We start from the raw sequence: 432 nt of genomic DNA, 5'->3' as shown, positions 1-432 counted from the left end.
CACTCATCTTCCTTCCTTTTGCTACCTTTTGTGCGGCTTTTCCGCGATGCTTCTGACGGCATCGGCAAACGTCTGGGCTGCTGCCGTACATGCCGATTGACTCCCTGTCAACAGACCTCCACCAAAGTTGGTCTCTGTTGGCGGACCGTAAAATTGCTGGATTGTCACATCAGCCGCTTTCAACGCCGCGTCTAGTCCGTATACCGCTTCCAACGGTGGAGCGATCAAGTACGCCAATGGCTCGCCTTCGCGGATGCCGGCAACTTTTGACAGATAAGAACCGGTGCGGGAAATGACATGCGCGTAGTAGGCATGTGTACCTTCTTCGTTCAGCGCATAAAAGCAAGCGCCGCTTTCCATCAGTGCGACCGCTGCATCCAACCCGCTCGTCACTTCAGAAGGAGTTTCCCCGCCGATCATTCCAATAAATTC

General features: G+C 53.9%; 1 protein-coding gene. It reads right to left on the bottom strand.

What is annotated here, in order from left to right:
- Positions 1 to 21 precede the first annotated feature (21 nt).
- Positions 22 to 432 (bottom strand): ethanolamine utilization microcompartment protein EutL (gene eutL, locus MXD62_RS09890; RefSeq protein ID WP_248829042.1); only part of this gene is annotated, 411 nt, incomplete at its 5' end.

This window comes from Frankia sp. Mgl5 (genome assembly GCF_023242985.1).
Classification (GTDB): Bacteria; Actinomycetota; Actinomycetes; order Frankiales; family Frankiaceae; genus Parafrankia; species Parafrankia soli.
This window is presented reverse-complemented; position numbering and strand designations above follow the sequence as displayed.